At 69.5% G+C, this 19,014-nt stretch carries 17 protein-coding genes and 1 pseudogene; 10 read left to right on the top strand and 8 right to left on the bottom strand.

Annotation, left to right across the window (positions count from 1 at the left end):
• Positions 1-23: 23 nt before the first annotated feature.
• Positions 24-236, bottom strand: coding sequence for a hypothetical protein (locus bpln_RS21065; RefSeq protein WP_055139887.1), 213 nt, complete (start codon positions 234-236; stop codon positions 24-26).
• Positions 237-356: 120 nt separating this feature from the next.
• A complete protein-coding gene (locus bpln_RS21060) occupies positions 357-905 on the bottom strand; it encodes a hypothetical protein (RefSeq protein ID WP_148654112.1) in 549 nt (182 codons plus the stop codon).
• A 384-nt stretch (positions 906-1,289) separates the two neighbouring features.
• Here bpln_RS21060 and bpln_RS21055 point away from each other — a divergent pair, with 384 nt between their 5' ends.
• Together bpln_RS21055 and bpln_RS21050 are read left to right on the top strand one after the other, a co-directional pair.
• Positions 1,290-2,039 carry a response regulator gene (locus bpln_RS21055; RefSeq protein WP_055139885.1) on the top strand — a complete coding sequence of 250 codons (750 nt, stop codon included), beginning with the start codon at positions 1,290-1,292 and terminating at the stop codon, positions 2,037-2,039.
• A gap of 64 nt (positions 2,040-2,103) precedes the next feature.
• Positions 2,104-2,922, top strand: coding sequence for a MipA/OmpV family protein (locus bpln_RS21050; RefSeq protein ID WP_055139884.1), 819 nt, complete (start codon positions 2,104-2,106; stop codon positions 2,920-2,922).
• A 57-nt stretch (positions 2,923-2,979) separates the two neighbouring features.
• Here bpln_RS21050 and bpln_RS21045 read toward each other — a convergent pair whose 3' ends face one another.
• Together bpln_RS21045 and bpln_RS21040 are read right to left on the bottom strand one after the other, a co-directional pair.
• On the bottom strand, positions 2,980-4,305 hold the full coding sequence (locus bpln_RS21045; protein ID WP_055139883.1) for an ATP-binding protein: 1,326 nt from the start codon (positions 4,303-4,305) through the stop codon (positions 2,980-2,982).
• Entirely contained in the window at positions 4,302-5,069 is a 768-nt protein-coding gene (locus tag bpln_RS21040) for a response regulator (protein WP_042627274.1), read from the bottom strand. The genes bpln_RS21045 and bpln_RS21040 overlap by 4 nt, the downstream gene beginning before the upstream one ends.
• A 741-nt stretch (positions 5,070-5,810) precedes the next feature.
• Here bpln_RS21040 and bpln_RS21035 point away from each other — a divergent pair.
• Genes bpln_RS21035 through bpln_RS21025 form a run of 3 tightly spaced genes read left to right on the top strand, consistent with a single transcriptional unit; the run spans position 5,811 to position 11,712 of the window.
• Positions 5,811-7,061 carry an efflux RND transporter periplasmic adaptor subunit gene (locus bpln_RS21035; protein ID WP_055139882.1) on the top strand — a complete coding sequence of 417 codons (1,251 nt, stop codon included), beginning with the start codon at positions 5,811-5,813 and terminating at the stop codon, positions 7,059-7,061.
• A gap of 5 nt (positions 7,062-7,066) precedes the next feature.
• Positions 7,067-10,234: an efflux RND transporter permease subunit gene (locus bpln_RS21030; RefSeq protein ID WP_055141159.1), complete on the top strand. Its 3,168-nt coding sequence runs from the start codon at positions 7,067-7,069 to the stop codon at positions 10,232-10,234.
• Positions 10,231-11,712, top strand: a complete 1,482-nt coding sequence (locus bpln_RS21025; RefSeq protein WP_055139881.1) for an efflux transporter outer membrane subunit — start codon at positions 10,231-10,233, stop codon at positions 11,710-11,712. The genes bpln_RS21030 and bpln_RS21025 overlap by 4 nt, the downstream gene beginning before the upstream one ends.
• A 536-nt stretch (positions 11,713-12,248) precedes the next feature.
• On the opposite strand, the gene bpln_RS36775 is transcribed toward bpln_RS21025, so the two are convergent.
• The gene (locus bpln_RS36775; RefSeq protein ID WP_055139880.1) at positions 12,249-12,632 is read right to left on the bottom strand and encodes a hypothetical protein; all 384 of its coding nucleotides are present in this window, start codon (positions 12,630-12,632) and stop codon (positions 12,249-12,251) included.
• Here bpln_RS36775 and bpln_RS38450 point away from each other — a divergent pair.
• Positions 12,519-13,178, top strand: coding sequence for an SDR family oxidoreductase (locus bpln_RS38450; RefSeq protein WP_420807383.1), 660 nt, complete (start codon positions 12,519-12,521; stop codon positions 13,176-13,178). The two genes, bpln_RS36775 and bpln_RS38450, sit on opposite strands and share 114 nt — an antisense overlap.
• Here bpln_RS38450 and bpln_RS21015 read toward each other — a convergent pair.
• Complete coding sequence (locus bpln_RS21015; RefSeq protein ID WP_055139879.1) at positions 13,070-14,599, bottom strand: FAD-dependent monooxygenase; 1,530 nt, start codon at positions 14,597-14,599, stop codon at positions 13,070-13,072. The genes bpln_RS38450 and bpln_RS21015 overlap by 109 nt on opposite strands.
• 159 nt (positions 14,600-14,758) lie before the next feature.
• Between bpln_RS21015 and bpln_RS21010 the strand changes: the two genes are divergently transcribed.
• Positions 14,759-15,415 carry a TetR/AcrR family transcriptional regulator gene (locus tag bpln_RS21010; RefSeq protein ID WP_055139878.1) on the top strand — a complete coding sequence of 219 codons (657 nt, stop codon included), beginning with the start codon at positions 14,759-14,761 and terminating at the stop codon, positions 15,413-15,415.
• A gap of 62 nt (positions 15,416-15,477) precedes the next feature.
• On the opposite strand, the pseudogene bpln_RS38560 reads toward bpln_RS21010, so the two are convergent.
• Positions 15,478-15,749: pseudogene (locus tag bpln_RS38560) on the bottom strand (IS630 family transposase); the annotation flags it as partial.
• 183 nt (positions 15,750-15,932) lie between these two features.
• Between bpln_RS38560 and bpln_RS21005 the strand changes: the two are divergent.
• Positions 15,933-16,964, top strand: coding sequence for an aminotransferase class I/II-fold pyridoxal phosphate-dependent enzyme (locus bpln_RS21005; RefSeq protein WP_158512053.1), 1,032 nt, complete (start codon positions 15,933-15,935; stop codon positions 16,962-16,964).
• Between the two features lie 239 nt (positions 16,965-17,203).
• On the opposite strand, the gene bpln_RS37425 is transcribed toward bpln_RS21005, so the two are convergent.
• Positions 17,204-17,341, bottom strand: coding sequence for a hypothetical protein (locus tag bpln_RS37425; RefSeq protein ID WP_209444936.1), 138 nt, complete (start codon positions 17,339-17,341; stop codon positions 17,204-17,206).
• 69 nt (positions 17,342-17,410) lie between these two features.
• Here bpln_RS37425 and bpln_RS21000 point away from each other — a divergent pair, with 69 nt between their 5' ends.
• On the top strand, positions 17,411-17,827 hold the full coding sequence (locus bpln_RS21000; protein WP_042627270.1) for a MarR family winged helix-turn-helix transcriptional regulator: 417 nt from the start codon (positions 17,411-17,413) through the stop codon (positions 17,825-17,827).
• A gap of 133 nt (positions 17,828-17,960) precedes the next feature.
• The gene (locus bpln_RS20995) at positions 17,961-18,977 is read left to right on the top strand and encodes an aldo/keto reductase (RefSeq protein ID WP_055139876.1); all 1,017 of its coding nucleotides are present in this window, start codon (positions 17,961-17,963) and stop codon (positions 18,975-18,977) included.
• The last annotated feature ends 37 nt before the right edge of the window (positions 18,978-19,014 follow it).

Genomic DNA, 19,014 nt, shown 5'->3' with positions numbered 1-19,014 from the left:
CGGGCGCCGCGTCCGCGGTCCGGTCAGTCGGCCGTCTCGCAGCACCGCGGGCGGCCGTCGACGACGCAGCGGCTCTGGCAGTTGCTCCAGGTCGGGTGCCGATCGACGTCGTCGAAGCCGTGCATGGCGGGATCCGACTGGTCAGGCGGCGTGCCGTGCGGAAACGACGTGCAGGCGGCCAGCGCGGCCGTGGTGGCGATACCGGCGAGCACGATGCGGAACGAGACGGGGGGCATGAAGTAACTCCGGAGGCGCGGCCATGAGCAGGGCCCGAAGTGTCGCGCGTCGAGGCATGACGCGCTGTAATGAAAGATGTCGCCGCATGTCATTGCCAAGCGGCGGCCCCGGCCGGTGGCTCAGCGCGGCGCGGCCGCCGCGCGCAGGCCGAGACGGCGCGGATACCATCGCGTGAAGCGCAACGCGGCGAAGCCGAGCAGCGCCGTCGCGCCGAGCAGCGCGACCTGCGGCCAGCCCGGATGGACGATCCACACGAAGTCGATCATGTCCATGCCCGCGAACGCCGCGGCCCACGCCGCGCTGATGCCCGCGTGGGCCTGGAGCAGCCGCGGGTGGGTCGGGGTCCCGCGCTCGACATACTGCAGCGTAAACGGTCGTCCGGCCAGCACCGAGATCAGCGCGACCAGCATCAGACCGGCATCGATCACGAGCCGGATCTCGGCGAACGACAGGCTGGCCCCCGTCAGTTGCTCCCAGGCAGCGAGCCCGCCGAAGATCAGCAGCGAGCCGAGGTCGAATGCCCTGACACCGGTGCGCCACACCAGCAGGTAGAACGCGATGCGCCCCGCCGCCGCGAGCGCCGCCACGACGAGGGCGAGATGCACTCCGGCAATGCGCTGCATCACGAAAAACGACAAGGCCGGCAGGAATGCCAACAAAAATCGCATGGTCGAATCTCCGCTTGAAAGTGATGCGCCGATCTTATCGAGTCAGGCTGATCGCGGCCACTCGCGTTCGCGCCATCACCATGACGAAGCGTTTCCACCTCCGCCGAACCGTTATCGATCAACGACCGGCCCGACGCGTCACGGCGCTTTCCCGGCCGCGCCCTGCCGCGAATCGCGTCGCGGGTTTCATGTTCGGCGCGCCGCTCGCCGAGGCCGCGCGCCACCGGCGACACGCGCCGACATGATTTGCTACAGCTGCGCGGGGGCGACTTCCCTACATTGCGTCGTGGAGCCCCGGGCACGACGGCGCGGGGCATGGTTCACGATCGGCGCCGATCCGCCACGGAGCGTCGCGGGTCTCACTCGAGCATGCCTTCCATCACTATGTCGAATCGGATTCTGGTCGTCGACGACGATCCCGAGCTGCGGAATTTGCTGAACAGCTACCTCACCGCGTGCGGCTTCGAGGTCGCGCTGCTCGACGACGGCCGCGCGCTGGCAAGCAGCATCACGCGTCGGCGCCCCGCGCTCGCGGTGCTCGACGTCGCGCTGCCGGGCCTCGACGGACTCGGCGTGCTGCGCGACCTGCGCAACACCGGCGACGACCTGCCGGTGATCCTGACGAGCGCCCGCGCGGACGAAAGCGACCGCGTGATCGGCTTCGAGTTCGGTGCCGACGACTACCTCGTCAAGCCGTTCAACCCGCGCGAGCTGGTGGCCCGGATTCGCGCCGTGCTGCGCCGCCACGCGCATCCACTGCCGTCCGCCGCGCCGCTGCTGCGCGCGCCCTACCGGTTCGGTCACTACACGCTCGACTTCCAGGCGCGCACGCTGCGCGCCGGACAGCACCGGCTGGCCATCTCGGAAAGCGAATTCGCGCTTCTGAAGGTATTCGTCGACGCGCCGATGCGCACGCTCACGCGCGATCGCCTGCGCAAGACGCTGCACGGGCCCAGCCTCGACGCCGCGACCGATCGGACGATCGACGTGGCGGTATGGCGTCTGCGCCGCGTGCTCGAGGCGAATCCGTCGATGCCGCGCTTCATCCAGACCGTGCGCGGGCTCGGCTACATCTTCGTGCCGGACGTCGAATCGCACGACGACATCGACGCCGCGCGCCTCGCCGCCGTGTGAGCCGGCGCCGCCACGCCTGGACCCGTTCTTCCAACCCGCTCCATCAACCGATCCTTTCGCTCTCATGTCTCCATTTCGACTCACGCGACGTATTCCCGCGTGGCTGCCCGCGCGCCGTGCCCTGTTCGCCTGCACCGTGCTCGGCGGCACCCTGCTGCACGGCGCGCCCGCCTTCGCGCAGAGCGCCGCGCCGGAGAACGGCATCGGCCTCGACGCGGCCGTCGTGCCGCGCTACGACGGCGGCAAGTCCTATCGCATCCGGCCGCTGCCGGTGCTGAACCTGTCGAGCGGCACCGGCTCGCGCGTCACGTTCTTCGTGCAGGGGTTCGACGGCGGCGTCGCCTTCGCGCTGACGCCGTCGCTGTCGGCGGGCCTGCTGGTCGGCGCGGAGCGCGGCCGCGACCAGGGCGACGCGGCGATCCTCGACGGCACCGGCGACATCGCCACGTCATTCGAGTACGGCGCGTTCGCGCGCTGGCACGACGGCCCGGCCAGCGCGAACCTCGAGTTCCTGCAGTCCGCCCATGCCGGATACGGGAATCACGTGACGCTGAGCGTGGCCTACACGGTGTACCAGGCCGCGGGCGACCGGATCTCGGTGGGGGTGGACACCGTCTGGTCCAACGGTCCGGCCGAGCGCACGTATTTCGGCATCGACGAGGAGCAGGCGGCGAACAGCGCGGCCGGGCTGCCCGTGTACCGGCCGTCGTCGGGGTTCTCGAAGGTCGACTTCAAGACGACCTGGGACCATCGCCTGAACCGGCACTGGTCGATGAACACGAGCCTCGGCGTCGGCACGCTGCTCGGCGACGCCGCCGACAGCCCGATAGTGGAGCGGCGCACCAGCATGTTCGGCGCATTCGGCGTCGCCTACCACTTCTGATCACGAGCGCCGGCGTGCTCGCGCGCGGCGCGGCACGGGTCCCGCTTCGTGCCGCCCTCAGGGAACGCGCAGACGCGCGCCGCTCGCGCGCGGCGGCGCGAGCGGAAGCCGAACCGTGGCAATCAGGCCGTGCGGGCGGTTGGCCGACAGTTCGAGGCGGCCGCCATGTTGCGAGGCGATGCGCGCCACGATCGCGAGACCGAGGCCCGTGCCGCCCTTCCCGCTGTCCTGCGTGCCGCGCCGAAACGGTTGCATGATCAGCGGCAGCATCGCATCGGGCACGCCCGGGCCGCGATCCTCGACGCACACGATCGCCCATCCCGGCTCGGCGCGGGTGCGCACGGCGAGCCCGGTGCGGCCGTACACGACCGCGTTCTGCATCAGGTTCATCAACAGGCGCTGCAGGCTGATCTGGCGCACCGGAATCGGCGGCAGCGGTTCCAGCGATGCCTCGAACGAATGCCCGAGACCGGTGTAGTCGGCGGCGAGCTGCGAGATCAGTTCGTTCAGGTCGCAGGCGACGACCGCCTCGTCGTTCCAGCCGCGCGCGAAATCGATGAACTGCTGCACGATCATGTCGATATCCTGAATGAAGCGCTCCGCGCTGGCCTGCGCTGCCTCGAACGCGTCCGGCGCGGCCACCACGAGGCGCAGCTTGGTCAGCGGCGTGCGGATGTCGTGCGAAATGCCCGCCAGCATCTCCGTGCGCGTAGCCTCGAGATCGGCGAGCACGGCGACCATCCGGTTGAACGCTTCGGCCACCGTGGCGAGCTCGCGCGGTCCCGTCACGGGCACCGCGTCGGGCCATTCGCCGCGCTCGACGGTGGCCGCCGCGCGCGCCAGGCGCCGCAATGCGGCGTCCACCGGACGGTGCATCAAATAGGCACCGAGCACGGGTACCGTCGCCACCGTCAGCAACAGGCAGATCAAACCCCATGGCAGCACGTGGGCGACCGCCGAGCCCGGATGCCACATCACCCAGTCGTAGCGGCCACCGACGTTCAGCCGTACCCAGAAACGACGCTCGCCCTCGCGTTCCCAGCGAATCGTCGTGTCGGGCGGCAGCCGCGCCTCGAGACCCTCGAAGAACACGTGCAGCACATAGCCCGACGGCGGCTCGCCGCGCATCCGCTCGAACGGCACCGCCTCCTGCGGGATGCCGTTCAGCCCCAGCAGTTCGCGGCTGCGCTCGTGCTCAGGCAGGGCGGCCAGCAGCTTCTGCATGGCGACGATCTGCGAGGCCACGAGGGACGCGGCATCGTCGATCCGCGGCTTCTGGATGAAGGTCAGGAACACGGTGATGACGGCGGCCTGGCTGGCCAGCGCCAGCGCCACCAGCAGCAGGAAGTTCCGTCCCAGCAGGGACCTCGGCCACGGGCTCATGACGCCTCGTATTCGGCTATCAACATGTAGCCGACGCCCCACACGGTGCGAATGTGGCGCGGCTTGGACGCGTCGTCCTCGAGCATCTGCCTGAGGCGCAGCACCTGCACGTCGACGCTGCGCAACAGCGCGCCGTATTCACGGCCCCTCGCGCGCTCGAGCAGGCTGTCCCGGCTCTGCGGGCGATTCGGCGCCGACGCGAGCGCGCACAGCAGGCGCATTTCCGCCGAGCCGATCTCGAGGAGGCTCGCGTCGCGGAACAGCTCCTGGCGGCGCACGTCGAGCCGATAGGGACCGAAGCGCAGCGCCGGCGCGTCGGCGTCGGCGACGATGCCGCCGAGCTGCCCGGCCTGGCGCAGCAGGAGCGTCCTGCGCCGCAGCATCGCGCGGATGCGCGCGACCAGCTCACTCGGCACGAACGGCTTGGCGAGGTAATCGTCGGCGCCCATCTCGAGCCCCATCACGCGATCCACGGGATCGCCGCGCGCGGTCAGCATCAGGATCGGAATCGTCTGACCTTGCGCGCGCAGGCGCCGGCACACCGCCAACCCGTCCTCCTTCGGCATCATGATGTCGAGCACCAGCAGGTCGTACGGCTGCCGCTCCAGGCACGCGTCGAGTTGCATGCCGTCCTTGACCGCGCGCACCTCGAAGCCCTGCGCGATGAGATAGCGCTGCAGCATCTGGCGGATCTCGGTTTCGTCGTCGAGCACGAGGATGCGGTCGCGAAGTGGTTCGGGAGGCGAGGTCGGATCTCTTGACATGGGTGTGCGCTTGACGGGCGAATGCGGCGATACAGGATGGTTCGGCGCCATCGAGCCGCGAGCCGCGGGCCGGGTGGATCTCCACGCGCGACCGGCGTACGGACTGCGAGCCGATACCGGGAAGCAGCTTACACAGAATCGAAGGCGGCCAAATTTGGCGACTGTAAAACTTGATGTCGAATCATGTCAGGCACGGGCCTCGCCAGCGCCGCATCCGGCCTCGGAAATGCGAGCAGGCACGCCGGGCGCCGCCGCGCGCGCCGCCGACGAGCGGCGGCCGCAACGCGCATGAGCGTTGCGGCGCAAGGCTTCGCGTCGCCCCGGAAGCGGCCGCGCGCCACCGCCGTCGGCACCCCGAATGCGAATTGAAAGCCGGCCGGATCGATCTTATCCTTGACCGGACCGAATCAGGCACGACGGCAGCCGACCGGACCGGGCGCTGCCAACGCCGCCTCGTCCGGCTCGACCGACGGCCCGCCTCGGACCGGACTCTTTTCCATCCAGCGGATCACCCGCAGTGCGTGTAATGAATAGCATGACTAAGCAAAAACCCTACATCCCGCCATCGCATCGTGCGCCAGGACGCATCGCCGGCCGCACGAACGCGCGCGACCGAATCCACTGAACGACCCGGTGCCCGATCGCGAGGTGGCCGCGCGCCGGTCACGCCACGACGTTTCAGGCCGTGCCGCGCCATTGCGGGCCGCCAGGCGATCGAGCCCGTATCCGGAGACAGCCAACATGAAGACCACCCTGCGGCGCCACGGCGCCGCGCTTGCCGGCGACGGGGCAGCACCGTCGGCACCCTCCCGACCGACGCCGGCGCGAGGCCGGCCACCGCGCGCCGGCGCTCGCGTCCGCCCACGCGCCGCGCCCCTCGCGCGACACGTCGCGACCGCGCTGGTCGGCGCGGCGCTACTGGCCGGCTGCTCGCCGAAGCCGCCGGCCGAGAGCCGGCCGATACCGATCGTGCAGGTGGTCGAACCGATGTTCGCGCCGACCCAGGCAGAGTCGATCTACACGGGGCGGCTCGAGGCGGTGCAGAAGGTCATGCTGCGCGCGCGCGTGTCGGGCTATCTGCAGGCGATCCGCTTTCGCGACGGCGAGCCGGTGCGCGCCGGCGCGCCGCTGTTCGATCTCGATCCCGCCACCTTCGAGGCCGCGCGCGATCGCGACGCCGGCAACCTGCGCGCGGCGCAGGCGCGCCAGACGCTCGCACGGCAGAAGTCCGGGCGCGACGGCCAGTTGCGCCAGGCCGGCGCGGTCAGCATCGAGGCCGTGCAGCAGAGCACGGCCGACGCCGCCGGCGCCGACGCCGAGGTGGCGGTGGCGGCCGCCCGGTTAAAGGCCACCACGCTCGATCTGTCCTACACCCACGTCACCGCGCCGATCGACGGGCTGCTGTCGGACCGCCGCGTCGACGTCGGCAACTTCGTGAGCGGAGGCAGCGGACAAGGCACGCTGCTCGCCACGATCGTCACGCTCGACCCGATTCGCATCACGTTCGACGTGACCGAGGCCGACTACCAGCGCCTCGCGCGCGCCGGGCTGCCGGCGCACCGCCTGACGCTGCCCGTCGAGATCGGCGACGAAACGGGCTGGCCGCGCCGCGCCACGCTCGAATTCGCCAACAACGAGGAGGACCGCGATTCCGGCACGATCCGGCTGCGTGCGGTGCTCCCCAATCCCGATCACGTGCTGCTGCCGGGGCTGTTCGCGCGCGTGCGCCTGCCGCTCGGCCAGCCGACGAGCGCCGCCAGCGTGCCCGACGCGGCAATCCTCAGTGACCAGAGCCGGCGCTTCGTGCTGGTGGTCGACGCTGACTCGAAGGTGGAGCCGCGCCCGGTGGTGCCCGGTGCGCTGGACGGCACGCGCCGCATCGTGCTCGCCGGGCTCGCGCCGCACGATCGCGTGATCGTCGACGGCCTCGCGAAGGTGCGGCCCGGCGATACGGTCAAGGTCGGCCAGGCGGCCGCACCGGGAGGCAAGTGAGCACCATGCGTTTCTCCAGCTTCTTCATCGACCGCCCCGTGTTCGCGGCGGTCTGCTCGATCCTGCTGGTGCTGGTCGGCGCGGTGGCCGGCACGCGGCTTCCGGTGTCCGAATTCCCCGAGATCGTGCCGCCCACGGTGACGATCCAGGCGTCCTATCCGGGCGCCTCGGCCGAGGTGATCGCCGACACCGTGGCCACGCCGATCGAGCAGGAGGTCAACGGCGTGGACGGCATGCTCTACATGAGTTCGCAGTCCACCGGCGACGGCAACGTCACGATCAGCGTGGTGTTCCGCACCGGCACCGACGTCGATGCGGTGGCGCCGCTGGTGCAGAACCGCGTGGCGGTGGCCGAGGCGCGCCTGCCGCAGCAGGTCCGGCAGATCGGGCTCAAGGTCCGGAAGACCTCTCCCGACCTGATGATGGTGGTCTACCTGGTCTCGCCACACGGCACGCTCTCCCAGCAGTATCTGTCGAACTACGCGACGCTCGACATTCGCGACGCGCTGGCACGCATCGACGGGGTGGGCGATGTGTACCTGCGCGGGCAGCGCGACTACGCGCTGCGCGTCTGGCTCGATCCGGGCCGGCTGGCCGAGCGCGCGATCAGCGTCGACGACGTGATCGACGCGATCCGGCGCGCCAACGCGCAAGTCTCGCCGGGCACGCTCAACACGCCGCCGAGCGGCACGGGCGGCGCCTACCAGCTGCAGGTGCTGACACGCGGGCGGCTGCGCGACACCGACGCGTTCGCCGACATCGTGGTCCGCGCCACCCGCGACGACGCCGGCAACACCGCCGTGGTGCGGCTGCGCGACGTGGCCCGCGTGGAACTAGGCGCGCAAGACTACGGCAGCGACACGCTGCTCGACGGCGGCACGACGGTCGACATCGGCATCTCGCAGAAGCCGGGATCGAACGCGCTGGCCACCGCCGACGCGATCATCGCGACACTCGACGCCATGAAGGCGCGCTTCCCGAGCGATCTCGAATATCACGCGTACTACAATCCCACCGCCTTCGTGCGCACCTCCATCCACAACGTGTTGCACACGCTGCTGGAGGCCACCGTGCTGGTGGCGCTGGCCGTGATCGTGTTCCTCAAGACCTGGCGCGCCGCGATCATCCCGATCCTGGCGATCCCGATCTCGCTGATCGGCACGCTTGCGCTGATGCCGCTGTTCGGGGTCGCGATCAACAACCTCTCGCTGTTCGGCATGGTGCTCGCGATCGGCATCGTGGTGGACGACGCGATCGTGGTGGTGGAGAACATCGAGCGGCACATCGCCGAGGGCCTGACGCCGCGCGCCGCCGCGCATCGCGGCATGGCCGAGGTTGGCATCGCGGTGATCGCGATCGCGCTCGTGCTGATCGCGGTGTTCGTGCCGGCCGCGTTCATCTCGGGAATTCCGGGCCTGTTCTTCCGGCAGTTCGCGGTGACCATCGCGCTGGCCACCGCGCTGTCGGCATTCGTCTCGCTGACGCTGTCGCCGGCGCTGGCCGCGCTGCTGTTCTCCGCCTCGCACGGCCAGCACCGGCCGGGCCGCATCGCCGCCGCGCTGGCCGGGTTCGATCGGGGCTTCGCGGCGCTGGCCGGGCGTTACACGCGCCTGGTGACACTCACGTTCGGCCGCCGCGGATTCCTGCTGCTCGTCTACGCCGGGCTGATCGGGCTGACCGTGTGGCGCCTCGACGTGACGCCGCACGGCTTCGTGCCGCCGGTGGATCGCGGCTATGCGATCGTCTCGATCCAGCTGCCGCCGGGCGCCACGCTCGCACGCACCACCGACGTCGCGCGCGACGTATCCCGGCGCCTCGACGTGCTGCCCGGCGTGCGCCACACCTCGGCGATCTCGGGGACCGACGGCGCTACCTTCACGACCGCGCCCAACGCGGCGGTGGTGTTCGTGGTGTTCGACGACTTCGAGGCACGCGCCAGCCGCGGGCTCGACGGCGGCCACATGTTGGCGGCGATCCGGCACGCGCTGGCGCCGATCGGCACGGCGCGCGTGCTGGTGCTGCCGCCGCCCGCGGTGGCCGGCATCGGCACCGGCGGCGGTTTCAAGCTGTTCGTGCGCGACCGCCAGGGGCATGGGGCCGCCGGGCTGCAGCACGTGGTGCAGGCCGTGACGGCTGCGGCGAGCCACGAAGCGGCAGTGGCCAACGTGTTCTCGCCGTACAACGCCGGCGCGCCCGGCGTATTCGCCGACGTCGATCCGGTGCGGGCGCAACTGCTCGGCGTGCCGCTCGACCGCGTCAACAGCATGCTGTCCGGCTATCTCGGCGCGTTCTATGTCAACGACTTCAACCTGTACGGCCGCACCTATCAGGTCGACATCGAGGCCGATCAGGCGTACCGCCGCGAGATCGGCGACCTCGCGACGTTGCGCACGCGTTCGGACAGCGGCGCCATGGTGCCGCTCGGCAGCCTCGCGAGCTTCCGGCCGGTTACCACGCCGTTCCGCGTGGCGCGCTACGACCTGTTCCCCGGTGCCGAGGTGCAGGGCGTGGCGGCGCCCGGGTATTCGACCGGGCAGGCGCTCGCGGCGATGGAGCGCGTGCTCGCGAACACGCTGCCGGACGGCTACGACTACGAGTGGACCGAGCTGGCACTGCAGGAGAAACTGGCCGGCGACACCACCTGGATCGCCGGCACGCTGGCCGTGACGTTCGTCTACCTGCTGCTGGCCGCGCTCTACGAGAGCTGGACGCTGCCGGCAAGCGTGATCCTGATCGTGCCGATGTGCCTGCTGGCCGCCCTGGTCGGCGTGAGCCTGCGCGGCATGGACGTCAACATTCTCACCGAGGTGGGTTTCATCGTGCTGATCGGACTTGCCGCCAAGAACGCGATCCTGATCGTCGAATTCGCCGTGCAGGCGCAACGCGACGGCGCGTCCGCCGCCGACGCCGCGATCCGCGCGGCCCGGGTTCGCCTCCGGCCGATCCTGATGACTTCCCTCGCCTTCATCCTCGGCGCCGTGCCGCTGGTGTTCGCCACCGGCGCGGGCGCCGAGATGCGGCAGGCGATGGGTACCGCCGTGTTCGCCGGCATGATCGGCGTGACGGCGTTCGGGCTCGTCTTCACGCCGCTGTTCTTCCTGCTGGCAAGGCAGCTCGCCGCGCGCCGGCGGCCGGTGACGGGGCGCGATGCTTCGACCGGGGGCGCGGCATGAAACGCATCGTCACGATCATGACGGCGGCCGGCCTGCTCGGCACGCTGACGGGCTGCACCGTGGGGCCCGACTATCACCGCGGCCTGCCCGACACCGCGCGGCTCGCGCGACTGCCGTCGTCCACGCCGGTCGCCGCGGTGGCGAACGGCGCCGTCGGCGGCACCGCCTCGATTCAACCCGGCGTGCCCGTCACGCGGTGGTGGACCGACTTCGACGATGCCGCGCTGAACCGCTTCGTCGCGCGCGCGTGGCGGGCCAACTACGACCTGCGCGCCACCGAGGCGAACTACGCCGCCGCGCTGGCCGGCGTGGCCGAGGCGCGCTCGGCCGGGCTGCCCGAGTTGTCGGCGGGGGCCTCGATCGCGCGAGCGCGGACCTCGACGCTGACCAGCAACACCGGCGTGCCCGAGGTAGGCAGCCCGACGCTGGCAAGCGCGGGCATCGACTGGGAGCTCGATCTGTTCGGCCGGATCCGGCGCGGCATCGAGGCCGCGCGCGCCGACGCGCAGGCGAGTGCGGACGCGCGCGACGACCTGCGCCGGCTGGTGGTGGCGCAGGTGGCCATGGCCTACCTCGATCTGCGCGAGGCGCAGCAGCAATACGCCGAGGTTGCGCGCGAGCGCGAACTGGCGCGGCGCATCGCGACGCTGGTGGCGGCGCGCGAGCGTGTCGGACGCGTCGGCCGTCTCGACGTGGTGCGTGCCGCCGGCCAGGCCGCCGACGTGGAGGCGCGCCTCGAGCCGCTGGCCGCGCGGGTTCGCGCCAGGCGCGACCGGCTCGCCACACTCACGGCGCTGCCGCTCGACGCGCCCGAGATTCTCGCGCTCGAGCGGCCGGTGCCGGTACGCGCGCCCGGCTTCGTGCTGGCCGACGATCCGGCGGGCCTGATCGGCCGGCGCCCGGACGTGCGCGAGGCGGAGCGGCGCCTCGCGGCGCAGACCGCGCGGATCGGCGTGGCGAGCGCGGACCTGTATCCGCGCATCTCGCTGTCCGGGCTGCTCGGGCTCGGCGCGCTGTCGCCGAACCAGCTGTACGAGACGGCCTCGAAGCTGTGGAGCGGCGGTGCCGCGCTGAGCTGGCAGTTCCTCGACGGCGGCGCGCTGCGCGCGCGGGTGCGGGCCGCCGGCGCGCGGGCCGACGCGGCGCTGGCCGACTACGACCGCGCCGTGACCGCGGCGCTCGAGGAGGCCGACGTCGCGCTCGACGCGTATCTGCACGAGGCGGCGCGCAACGGCGCGCTGCGCGAGGCCGATCGCGACGCGGCCCAGGCCGAGGCGCTGGCGGACGCGCAGTATCGCGCCGGGCGCATCGACCTGCTCGACTGGCTCGACGTGCAGCGCACGCGCCTGCAGTCGGCGCAGGCGTACACCGAGTCGAGCTACACGCTGTCGCGTCGTGTCGTCGACGTGTACACGGCGTTCGCGGGCGGGCTCGACGTGCCGCCCGACGCCAACGACGGCGAGGTGGCGAAACGCTGAGGCGGCTGCTTCGCCTGGCGGATGCGGGGCGAAGCAGCCGTGTGCCGCATGTCGAGGTGCGACGGGAGCATCGCACGGCTTTGCCCCGGTCGGCGAGATCATGGCCGGGTCCAACCGCTGGCTGGATCGGAAAAGATGGTCGATCTTCAACTGCGGAACGTAGCGCCTCCCCACAATCGGCTGTAAATGACGCCGCTGCCGGGATGCTTCACGCTGCCGTCCGTGAAGGCGTTCTGGTGGCCGGCGAATGCGTAATTCCGCAAGGTACCGGCCGGATTCGTGTCGGCGCCGACGTGAAACCGCTCCGCCGAGGCAAACCTGCCTCCCCCGGGGAGCGGATGGCGGATTTGCCGCCGCTGCCGAGTCGGGAGCCAGCAGAGGAAATCACGGGATCGGCAAACACGGGGCAGCGCGCCGGGAGACAGGCCCGCACTCGGCGACTCGGCCCCGGGCAACGACATGCCTCGCGTTGCGATGGCCTCGTCGGGCCGGGACCTCTCGGCGCGCCACGCCGGCCCGCCGGGGTCGTCATTTTTTCAGCTGAATTCCTTCAGGCTGTCGATCACCAGCGGTTGCCCGGCGATCAGTCGCTCGAGGCGAGCATTGCCGGATTCGCGTTCCTTGAGTCGACCGACTTCGGGCACGTCCATGCCGCCGGATTTGCTTCGCCGGCGATGGAACGTCTGCTCCGTGTCGTCGTGTTGCTCGTGCCGCGGGATGCGGACGATCTGCCCGTCGGGGTCGACCGTGTCCGCCGTCTGGACATCGCGGTGAACCGCGCGGGCTGCGAAGGCGATCCGGCGTCCATCGCCGGACAGAGCGTCGCTCAATATCCGCCCGTCCGATGCCAACGTGCGCGGCACCTGGCTCGCGCTGAAGCACGAGATCCGCACCATGGCGGCCCGGGGCAGCGGCAGCATCGTCGGCGTGTCGTTCCGGACGGGAATTCGCGATGCGCCGCGCAACGCGCTCCATGTCGCCAGCAAGCACGCCCGCTCGAGGGCCGCACGAGATCCGCCGCGCTCGGGGTGGCGGCGTCGGGGATTCGCGCCAAGGCGGCGGCTCCGGGTCCCATACCGACGGACATGCTCGACCGGATAACGGGCTTCGAAGCGGGCAAGCCGGCGTTGCTCGCCACGGCGCCGCCCGGCCGCGCGGGAACGCCGGAAGTGATTGCGGACGCAATCGCCTGCGTCGCGTCGGGGAAGGCGAGCTTCACGACCGGCGAGGTGCTGCGGGCCAACGGCGGCATGAGAGGCGACATGGGATTCGCGCGGCGCCGGCACGCGCTCGCAGCCTGGCTCGCCGGCTTGACGGCGACGCGCCCGGCAACCGGCTTCATCCTCATGCGCGCCGCTCAATCGCGCCCGAACCGCAAGCCGTGCTGCTCGACATACGCGGTCAACGCCTGCGGCGCCCCGTGCGGGACCGCCATCCCGACGTACCCGTCGGGCCGCAGCAGGTAGGCCGCGTCGCGCGCCAGCCCGGCCTCGCCAAACGCGTCCACCCAGGCGAAGGCATGCAGTGCGATACCTCGGCTGTCGCACCAGTGCCGCAACTCGTCCGAAGGCGCGCCGTACACATGCACCTGCCACGCGATGCGGGTCAGGGAGCCGTAGTTGTCACCGGCCTCGAAGCGCACGAACGGCAGCCGGTCGCCGCCGCCGACCTTGCCGGCCAGGCCGCTGCCGAGCGGGCCGTCGCGGTAGTCGAGCATGGTCTGCGACACGACGCGAAACATGTAGTCGCGCACGCTGTCCAGCTCGTAGGCGACGCTCGCGAACACCGGCGCGATGCGGGTCCGCACGAAATCGGCGAAGCCGCCCTCGGCGGTGGCAAACGAGAATACGCGGTCGGTCGTCTCGACCAGCTTGTGGGCGAACGCGCGCCGCTCCGTGTCGTAGCTGTCGAGCAGCGCGTCGGGCGCCTGATCCTTCAGGACGGCCGAGAGCTTCCAGGCCAGATTGATGGCGTCCACGATGCCCGTGTTCATCCCCTGCCCGCCCGCCGGGCTGTGGACGTGAGCCGCGTCCCCCAGCAGGAACACCCGGCCATGGCGGAAGCGTTCGGTCACGCGGTGATGCACGTGATAGGTCGAAAACCAGTTCACTCCGGCGACCTCGAGGCCGAGGCCCTCGATCGCCCGGTGCCCCACGTCGTCGAAGCTCAGCCGCTCCGGGTCCGTGGCCGGTTCGCCCTGCACCGTGCCGATCAGCCGGTACCGGTTCGGCTCGCCGTAAGCCATCACCAGGACGAAATCCGACTTGTCGAACGCGATGTGCGCTTCGCCGGCCGGTTCGACGCCGCTCGCCTCCACGTCGGCCACGTAGAAGATCTGCTTGTAGGTGCCGCCCTCGAAGCTGCTGCCGGTTGCGTGGCGTATCGTCGAACGCGCGCCGTCGCAGCCCGCCAGAAACCTGGCCTGGCAGGTCTGCTCGCGCCCGTCGGGCGTCCTCAGCGTGGCAACGACGTGCTCGTCGTGCGCCTCGAAGCCGACCAGTTCGGTCTCGCGCTCGACCTCGACGCCGAGGCTGCGCAGCCGCGCGAGCAGCAGCCGCTCGTGCTTGTCCTGCGGAAACACGAGCACGAACGGGTAAGGTGAAATATCCTCGCCGGCATCGGTCAGCGCGATCCGCGCCTTGCGCTTGCCGCGCGCCCACATGTTCATCGCCGGGGTCTTGTAGCCGGCGGCCACCACCTCGTCGGCGATGTCCAGTTGGCGATAGAGTTCGAGCGTGCGGGCCTGCACCGCCATCGCCCGCGAGGTTTCTCCCGGGCCGCGACGCTTGTCGACGATGCGCACGGGGATGCCCTGCTTCGTCAGCCAGATGGCAAGGACGAGGCCGGTGGGGCCGGCCCCGACGATGAGTACGTCAGCTTGGGTCATGGCGCTTCCTTTCGGTCGTGGAAACACGCCTGCACGGATCGACCCGGCAAGGCACGAGGAGATAGTGACTGTAGAGTCATTATCTCGAAAAGTAAAGAAACCACCGCATCGCGCGCAACCCGACGCGACGATGCCGAATCCAGCTTGACGAGGAGCACCATGGAACAGGAAACCAGTCGCCCGCCGCGCAAGCGCCGCAAGGAGGCACGCCCGTCGGAGATCATCGAGGCGGCGACCCGCGTGTTCGCCGGGCACGGTTATGCGGGCACCAGGCTTGACGAGGTCGCGCGGCACGCCGGCGTCGCCAAGGGGACCCTGTATCGATATTTCGAGACGAAGGAGGATCTGTTCAGGGCGGTCGCGCGCGACGCGTTCGCTGCCAACCTCGGCGGGATGGAGGCAGCGGCAACCGGCTCGGCAATGCCGCTGCGGGAACTCGTGCCGATGCTGCTGCGCGCGGTCGCGCAGACAGCGACCGGCAGCGACGTGCCGGCGATCGCGCGGATGGTGATCAGCGAATCGCGCAAGTTTCCCGACCTCGCGCGCATCTGGCACGACAACGTCGTGGCCCGGGTGCTCGATCTGCTGGCCGACGTGCTCACCGAGCGGCAGAAAAGAGGCGAGGTCCGGCGCGGCGACGCGCGCCTGCAGGCGCTGTCGATCGTCGGACCGATGATCATGGCGATCCTCTTCCGCGAGGTGTTCGCCGACGACAGCGCGTTGCGGCCCGATCTCGACGCCCTGGCGGCGAGCCATGCCGAGACGGTCGTCTGCGGGCTGCTCGAACCTGCCGGCGGGCGCGGCGGCGGGGCTTGATTTGACGCCGCCCGGCACCGCTCACGCATGCCGGGCCCGGCCCCGACATCGTGATCGTCGTTGTCGATCTCGCGCGGAAACGACCGACATTCATGATGTCGGCGACGGGGCTTGCAGGTAGCGAGCACGGCACCATCGAGCACATCAGGGCGGCAAACAGCGTCGTGGTGCCGTGGCGCACCTAATCGCGAGCGACACCGTCAACGCAGCCGACCATCGGCAGCACGGGCTGCGTGCGCTCGAGCGCCTGACATCGGCCCTGCTCGTCCACGCCCGGCACCGGAGCGCTCTGCGACGGACTCGGGTACGAGCCGACCACGTCACGCGCTTTCTCGAATGAACCGGCGACGCTGCGCGCAGCGACAAGGCAAGCGCGGGCCAGGTCACCAAAACGTTACCTGGCGCAGCGATCGTGCCTCCTTGCCGCGTCATTGTTTCGATCCTATCCTGCTCCGCCGGTTCGTTCTTCAATTTATTCGCATAGCTTACCAACCACCACGACATGGGTTCATCAGACATGCTGGATACCTTGCGGTTTGCACCACGCGCCACCGAACTGCAGCCTTTCCGCACATTGCATCTGTTATCGCGGGCGAAGGAATTGATCGCGGCGGGCCGCGACATCATTCGACTCGACGTCGGCGAGCCTGATTTCGGAACGCCTGCGCCGGTCCTGGCCGCTGCCAGGCGGGCCATCGAGGCAGGAACGGGCCGCTATACCGAGGCGGTCGGCAGGCCATTGCTGCGTGCGGCGATCGCCGATTTCTATCGCAGGAAATATGGCGTGTCGATCGACGCCCGTCGCATCATCGTCACCACCGGTTCGTCGGCCGGCCTGATGTTGATCATGGCGGGCTTCGTCGGCGCCGGCGAAACGCTGCTGAGCGCGGTGCCCGGCTATCCGTCGCATCCCGTGTTCGCCAGCGTGGTGAACGGCGATATCGTCGGGGTGAAGGCCTCGCAGTCCGGCGCCCTGTGGGCGAGCGCGAGCGAATACGAGGAAGCCTGGTCGGCGCGGACCCGCGGGATTCTGGTCGGTTCGCCTTCCAATCCGACGGGAACCGTCATACCGTGGGATTCGGCGCGTTCGCTGATGGATCTGTCGGCGCGGCGAGGCGGCCTGTATATCAGCGAGGAGCTGTATCACGGGTTGAACGACGGCAGCCGCGAACGCTCCGCGCTCGAGCATTCCGACGACGCGTTCGTCGTCAACAGCTTTTCGAAGTATTACGCGATGACAGGATGGCGACTCGGATGGATCGTGGTGCCGGAACGCGTGGTCGATCGGTGCGAGATGCTGGCGCAGCACCTTTACCTTTCCCCGCCCGACATTTCCCAGGCGGCGGCGCTTGCCTGCTTCACCGACGAGGTGGACGAGATCGCCGCGCGACGCAGGACCGAACTCGAAGCACGTCGCGACGACGATGCTGACGATGCTCGCCGAATGCGGCTTCGAGATCGCCTATCCGCCCGACGCGGGATTGTTCGTGTTCGCCGATGCCGGCCGATTCACCGACGACAGCTATCGATTCTGCCAGCGCCTGCTTGAGGAGGCGGGCGTGTCGGTGGCGCCGGGCATCGATTTCGGCGACTTCCCGACTCATCTGCGATTCGGACTGTGTACGTCGCGCGAGCAACTGATTCTCGCGATGCGGCGCATCCAGGCCTTCGTCAAGGAGGCGCCTCGCCGATAGCAGCAAGCCGGTCGATGCGCCGCGGGCGTCGGCAGTCGTCCCCCCGGCGTCCAGGCGCGATTGGTGGCCGAGCCGGTCCAGCCGGTCTCACGGCTCAACCCGAACGCTCGCGATGGCGCTCGCGCGCCTGCTTGATTTCGCCATGGCTTTGCTCGTCCCAGGCGATCGGCATGGCCAGCGGCGCCAGCATCGATTCGCCGAGCGGCGATAGCCGGTACAACTGGTCGACCAAACTGCCGTTCGCGAACGAATCGCACGATACGAATGCCTTTTCGGAAATTACGGGTATATACTCGCATCTATGAATACACCCTGCATCTGCACCGACCTTCGCCGCGCCTCCCGGAAACTGACCGAGGCCTACGACGCCGCGCTCGAGTCGTTCGACATCAACATCGCCCAATATTTTCTGTTGAGAACCATCGCCGATCACCAGCCTGTCAGCCTGACTCAGTTGGGCGCACTCGTCGATCTCGACCGCTCCACGATCGGCCGAAACGTGAAGGTCCTCGAAAGCCGTGAGTTGGCCCACATCGACATCGATGCCGGCGATCAGCGTGAACGTGTCGTGTCGCTGACCGCGGACGGCAGGGCTCTGCTGCGTCGTGCCACGCCGGCTTGGGATCGCTGCCAGGTTTCGGTGGTCGAGAAAATCGGGGCCGGAAAAATTAGGGCGCTGCGTGCGGTGCTGGCCGAACTGGGCGAGGCAATCAATTAGGCGCACCTCCGAAACGCATTCGATGTCCAGTCAAGAAGGGAAGCCCAACGGGCCCCCTCTTCTACCTCGACCAGATGGCATGTTTTTGGCCAATACGGGCATGTACCCGTATTTTCATGAAAGGAAAACGTCGATGAAATACCAGAATTTTGGGCGCACTGGCGTGCGCGTATCGCAGATCGTCTTGGGCACGGCCAACTTCGGCACGCGCTGGGGCCACGGCGCCGACGAAGCGCAAAGCGCGGCGCTGTTCCAGACTTACGCCGAAGCCGGCGGCAACTTCATCGATACGGCCGATGTTTATCAGTTCGGCCAGTCCGAAGAATTCATCGGCACGTTGCTGGAGGGCCAGCGCGACAATTTCTTCCTCGCCAGCAAGTTCTCGAGCGGTGCGAGTCCGACGCCCGATCGTCTCACGACCGGCAACAGCCGCAAGGCGATGGTTGCGTCGGTGGAGGCAAGCCTCAAGCGCCTGAAGACGGATCGAATCGACCTGCTGTGGGTGCATCAGCCCGATGTGTTTACGTCCTCGGAGGAAATCGTGCGCGGGCTCGATGATCTCGCCCGCGCCGGAAAAATCCTCTACGCCGGCCTGTCCAATTTCCCGGCCTGGCGCCTCGCCCGCGCAGTCACGCTTGCCGAGATCACGCGCGCGACGCCGATCGCGGCCGCGCAGTTTGAATACAGCCTCGTGCATCGCGAACCCGAGGCCGACGTGTTCGTGGCCTGCCGTGCCCTGGGCCTCGCGACGCTCACCTGGTCGCCGCTTGGCGGCGGGATGTTGACCGGAAAATATCGCAACGGCGAAGCGGGTCGACGCGAAGCGTTCGGCGGCGCCGTGTTCCAGGCCGAGGATTCGCGGCAGCGCACCGACGTGCTTGATACGGTGCTCGACGTCGCTCGGGAGCTGCAGGCCACGCCCGATCAGGTCGCCATCGCCTGGGTTGCGGCGCACGGCGGCCTGCCGCTGATCGGCCCGCGCTCGCTGCCGCAACTCGTCAGCAACCTCGGTGCGACGAATCTGACCTTGAACGCCGAGCAGCTCGAGCGGCTCGATGCGGTCAGCGCTCCCGCGGCCAAGGCCGCCACGGTGGCCGCGGTGTCCAATTCGAATGCCGATACCGAGTTGCCGACGACGCCGGTTGCCTGACGCGCGGCGCCCACGCCCCTCCCACCCTGTTTCCGCT

The sequence above is a fragment of the Burkholderia plantarii genome, from assembly GCF_001411805.1.
GTDB classification, from domain to species: Bacteria; Pseudomonadota; Gammaproteobacteria; order Burkholderiales; family Burkholderiaceae; genus Burkholderia; species Burkholderia plantarii.
Note: the sequence above shows the minus strand (reverse complement) of the source record. Positions and strands in the feature narration are given on the sequence as shown.